Source organism: Arthrobacter sp. H41 (assembly GCF_000520535.1).
In the GTDB taxonomy this organism is placed as follows: Bacteria; Actinomycetota; Actinomycetes; order Actinomycetales; family Micrococcaceae; genus Arthrobacter_D.
The window spans coordinates 40,533-41,302 of the sequence record NZ_KI914800.1; the positions used below are offsets into that span (position 1 = coordinate 40,533).

Sequence of the window (770 nt, forward strand, 5' to 3'; positions counted from 1 at the left end):
TGGCGACCTTCCGGTTCGGGTCGGAGCAGCTGGACTTCCTCTCGTCGAACTTCGTCGTGGACGATCCAACACTCGAGTGGCTCGCGGAGTTTTCCTTCCGCGGCAACATCTTCGGGTACGCGGAAGGGGAAGCCTACTTTCCGCACTCGCCCATCCTGATCGTCGAATCGACCTTCGCCGAAGCCTGCATCCTCGAGACCCTCGTGCTATCCGTCCTGAACCACGACAGCGCCATTGCGGCAGCGGCATCGCGGATGACGGGGGCGGCCGCCGGGCGCCCCTGCATCGAGATGGGCTCGCGCCGCACCCACGAGGAGGCCGCGGTGGCCGCCGCGCGGCCGCCGGTACGGCGTGGTGGCAGGCACCGGCCGGCTGCTCGAATCCCTGGCGACCTTCCGGTTCGGGTCGGAGCAGCTGGACTTCCTCTCGTCGAACTTCGTCGTGGACGATCCAACACTCGAGTGGCTCGCGGAGTTTTCCTTCCGCGGCAACATCTTCGGGTACGCGGAAGGGGAAGCCTACTTTCCGCACTCGCCCATCCTGATCGTCGAATCGACCTTCGCCGAAGCCTGCATCCTCGAGACCCTCGTGCTATCCGTCCTGAACCACGACAGCGCCATTGCGGCAGCGGCATCGCGGATGACGGGGGCGGCCGCCGGGCGCCCCTGCATCGAGATGGGCTCGCGCCGCACCCACGAGGAGGCCGCGGTGGCCGCCGCGCGGTCCGCCGTGATCGGTGGTTTCGCGAGCACCTCCAACCTCGAGGCGGG

At 67.8% G+C, this 770-nt stretch carries 2 pseudogenes; both read left to right on the top strand.

Features of this window, described 5'->3' with window-relative positions:
* Positions 1–335 (top strand): annotated as a pseudogene (locus Y705_RS23655) (nicotinate phosphoribosyltransferase); the annotation flags it as partial.
* Positions 331–770, top strand: a pseudogene (locus Y705_RS19120) (nicotinate phosphoribosyltransferase); the annotation flags it as partial. The pseudogenes Y705_RS23655 and Y705_RS19120, both read left to right, overlap by 5 nt.